The following is a 3930-nucleotide window of genomic DNA, read 5'->3' as shown; positions in this document are numbered from 1 at the left end:
GTTCTTAAATAGCTTGGCTCATTGAGCGCCCCATATCGCGAAAAATAGCGGTCTAGCATTTTTCAAAAAAGAGATTTCTCAAGCGGTTTGTTAACCATGTGCGCCTTTTCGAGCCGGAATAGACCACGGAAGCTAGCGCATTCAAATAAAAGGAGAAAATTGGATATCATGCAAAGGTTTGTGTATATAACTCATTGATTATATTGTATTTTTATGAAATGTCCCACGTTGGTACAGCGCGCGCGCGTGCCTTCGGAGCAATGCTTAAACATTAATATTTCGTTTACGGCTGCCCCAATCGTGTTATAGTTGAGTAATTGTTCGGTAATGGATTCGTGAAATGCGAACACCGAAACGGGTGGCATGCTGCAACTCAACTTTAATGGGGTATTTATGAAAAAAATTCTTCTACTGTCCGCCGCGCTGTCGCTAGCGCTGCCTTCAGCGGCTTCAGCCGCAGTTACGCTGACCAGTGAACCCGGCAAACCGGTATATGATGGTCCGACGCCTACATTCGATTTTGAGGTGCCTACACCCGAATTCACAGGCGGCACGATTAAAAATGAAAATGACGGCAATGGTGCACGGCCTTTTGGCGGAACCGGTAAATATGCGTCGGTTGGTCCAGGCCCCGGTACACCCGGCTACCTCAACCTAGCGGCATTTGGCGACATTGACTTTATATCCTTTATATGGGGTTCGATCGACGCATATAACACGTTGGATGTGTTGGGTGCCGGTGACGCAATACTCGGTTCCTTCACCGGCACGAGCGTCATAGCAGCGGCCAATGGTGATCAATCAAGTCCCGCCACTAACCGCCTTGTTAAACTGACGTTTACAGATGCAGATCGAAGCAACGTTCTCCGCCTTCGGTTTACATCGAGCGGAAACGCATTTGAGACCGATAAATTCACTGTGGCAGTTCCGGAACCGACCACTTGGATGCTGATGCTGATGGGCATGGCAGGAATCGGCTTCACGATGCGCCGTAAGCGTAATACAACATTGCGCGTACGCTTCGCATAACAACCTGAGTGTCGATTTGTAAAGGGGCGCCAAGTGATTTTGGTGCCCTTTTTCATTCCTGCCATAGGGGGCTATTCAGCCGCTGGTGTTACGTTATCCCTATTTCTCCGGCGTTAACTTTGCGCCATTTTCGACATTTTCGTTAAAAGTCGAAACAATAGAATCCACGATCATCTGGATTTCTTCCGCTGCGAATTTTTCCGCATCGGCTTGGCTTGAACCATAGGAACGTTCGGATTTAACCAATATTTCCTTATAGGCCGCACGCTGAGTTGGGCATGCCGCATCGGACGTTTTTATAAAGTCGCTCGGGCTCGCTTTTTCGCTGACAGCGGTGTTGTGCGTTTCTATCAAGCAGTTGTTAAACGCCTTGCGCGCCGTATCCATGGCGTCGCCCTTCATGCTGGCTAAGCTGAGCAATGCGGTTGCGATGACAGTAATCATGTTTCATACCCTCAAAAGTTAATCCCGTCCCGGTTCTACGACCGGCGATGCAGCGAGTTTACACCACCGCCACGACGCAATCAATGCGCCGTGTTGGATTGCTGCAGTGTGAATTAGTTTACAGCCTTGCCACCCTTGATGACCGCGTCGACGGACTCAAGCTCGCGTACATCGGCAAGAGGATCGCCATCAACCGCGATGATGTCGGCAAAGCGGCCAACGGCAATGGCACCGACATCCTTTTCCCTTCCTAACGCTTGCGCGGCATTTCGGGTCGCGGCTTGAATCGCTTCAATCGGGGTCATGCCATATTGTACCATCACCTTGAACTGGCCGCCGACCAATCCGTGCGGCATAACGCCCGCATCTGAGCCAAACACCATCTTCACGCCGGCATCGTGGGCTTTGCGGAAATTGTCGCGCTGGATCTGCGCAACTTCGCGGTCTTTGCGCAAGTTATCCTCAAGGACGCCGTTTTTCGCACCTTCGGCCTGCGTGTAATCGGTGTTATAAATATCCATGGAGAACCACACTGGACGGGCGCGTGCCACGGCAAGTTTGATCCCTTCATCATCAACGAGGCTCGCATGCTCGATCGTGTCGATGCCAGCTTTGATAGCTGCCTTGATGCCATCGCCGCCATGGGCATGTGCGGCCACGCGTAAGCCCCATTGGTGCGCTTCATCGGCGATCACGCGCAACTCTCGCTCTGAAAGCTGCTGCTGGCCGGGTTCTGTATTGCGCGAAAATACCCCGCCGGTGGCGCATACCTTGATGACTTCAGCGCCATATTTCCGCTGGCGGCGTACCTGATAACGCAGTTCGTCCTCGCTATCGGCGATCCCCTCTTCCTTGTCCGTTTTCTCAAGACTTGGTGGAAGGAACGTTGAGTCGCAATGTCCACCTGTCGCACCCAGGGCATAGCCCGCCGGAACTATTCGTGGCCCCGTAGCATAACCATTTTCGATGGCTTGCTTAAGGCCGATGTCATTGCGGTTGGTTGAACCCACGTTCCGAACCGTGGTAAAGCCTGCCCTGAGCATATCCTGCGCGGCCTTCACCGCTGTCATGCCCCAAAAGCTGTCAGTAAACTCAAGGCCGCGATAGCCGCCAATGTCGGCTGGCCCGTCCAAATGAACATGCATGTCGATCAGACCGGGCAATAACGTTTTGCCCGACAAATTGATGTGCGTAACATCGCTGCCCCACTTCACTGTCCGCGCATCGGCTATGCTGGTTATACGCCCGTCTGCGCCTACAAAAATAGCAGGATTATCGATCATCTTGCCGGTCAGGACGTCCACCATCTTGTCGGCCGTTATGACCGTACTTTGGGCATGCGCACTGCCGGCAAACAATGCTGCGCTGGCCAATGCTGCAACTCGTAAATTCCGTCCTAAATTCCCCGTTACCCGCATGCTTCGTTCCTATTCTATTTCAATTGCCGACAAGATGACAAAATAGCGGCCTGTAGGACAGCAAAAAGTAGCAGCGGCAAAATTACGGTGCGAGAACTGACGGAAATGAGCCTTGTTGTTGGTGTTCACGATAGGAAATGACAGCGCCTGCCATAAGCGCAAAAGACGCGCCCAACATCCACCCGCCGATGACATCGGTTGGCCAATGCACACCAAGCAGGATGCGTGAAAGTCCCGTGACAAGGATCATGAACGCGGCAAAGAGTTGCCAACCTGGATGTCGCGCCTGTGGCACGAGCATGATGAACAGAATGTACAGAACTGCTGCATTGTTCGCATGGCCACTTGGGTAAGACGCGTTGTGGGTAATGTCCAAATGCTGCACCAGATCGGGGCGGATCCGGGCGAAGAATATCTTCAACACTTCGGAAGCAAAGGCCGATGCCAAGGTTGTGAGCCCCATGGCCAACGCCGACCCAAGTCCCCACCAACGCCACAATACGATCGAGAGAATGCCGACAATGATGTACCGCTGAATACCACCGCCGATCCAGCTAATCGCCTGCATTGTCAGAATAAGCCAATTTGAACCGTCACCGCGCTGCATATTGAGCGCATTGGACACACCAAGGTCGAATTCGCGGAAATAGCCCGCAGTCACGGCCAGTCCAAGCGCGACCACGAGCGTGAACAGCAGCACAGCGGCGAACGCAAGGCGAAGTGGCAGATTTGTCTTGGATTTATTATCGCGCATGCTTTTCGCTAAACGCGATCCTCCTGAACTTGTTTCATACCCGATGATTTGAATTAGGAATGATAGCGGTTTGGAAAAACCGCTAGATGTCACATGTGCAGCATTTTGCCATAAGCGCCGAGCACACTTTCATGCATCATTTCGCTGAGCGTAGGGTGCGGAAATACCGTATGCATGAAGTCGGCCTCGACCAGCTCGGCGGTCTTGCCAATGGTATAGCCTTGGATCAACTCGGTGACCTCAGCGCCTACCATGTGCGCGCCCAGCAATTCGCCCGTCTTCGCG

General features: G+C 52.5%; 4 protein-coding genes and 1 pseudogene. 1 reads left to right on the top strand and 4 read right to left on the bottom strand.

From position 1 onward, the window contains the following. Nucleotides 1–393: 393 nt before the first annotated feature. Nucleotides 394–1029, top strand: coding sequence for a PEP-CTERM sorting domain-containing protein (locus ACLL9E_RS10685; RefSeq protein ID WP_411291721.1), 636 nt, complete (start codon nucleotides 394–396; stop codon nucleotides 1027–1029). 99 nt (nucleotides 1030–1128) lie between these two features. Here ACLL9E_RS10685 and ACLL9E_RS10680 read toward each other — a convergent pair whose 3' ends face one another. From ACLL9E_RS10680 to ACLL9E_RS10665, 4 genes and pseudogenes are all read right to left on the bottom strand, one after another. Next, nucleotides 1129–1473: a hypothetical protein gene (locus tag ACLL9E_RS10680; protein WP_411291720.1), complete on the bottom strand. Its 345-nt coding sequence runs from the start codon at nucleotides 1471–1473 to the stop codon at nucleotides 1129–1131. A gap of 113 nt (nucleotides 1474–1586) precedes the next feature. Then, on the bottom strand, nucleotides 1587–2891 hold the full coding sequence (locus tag ACLL9E_RS10675; RefSeq protein WP_411291719.1) for an amidohydrolase family protein: 1305 nt from the start codon (nucleotides 2889–2891) through the stop codon (nucleotides 1587–1589). An 82-nt stretch (nucleotides 2892–2973) separates the two neighbouring features. After that, nucleotides 2974–3645, bottom strand: coding sequence for a phosphatase PAP2 family protein (locus tag ACLL9E_RS10670; protein WP_411291718.1), 672 nt, complete (start codon nucleotides 3643–3645; stop codon nucleotides 2974–2976). Nucleotides 3646–3734: 89 nt separating this feature from the next. Beyond that, nucleotides 3735–3930: pseudogene (locus ACLL9E_RS10665) on the bottom strand (dihydrolipoyl dehydrogenase); the annotation flags it as partial.

The sequence above is a fragment of the Sphingorhabdus sp. genome (assembly GCF_046596595.1).
In the GTDB taxonomy this organism is placed as follows: Bacteria; Pseudomonadota; Alphaproteobacteria; order Sphingomonadales; family Sphingomonadaceae; genus Sphingorhabdus_B.
The sequence above is the reverse complement of the archived record's forward strand: the minus strand, read 5'-3'. Positions and strand labels throughout refer to the sequence as shown.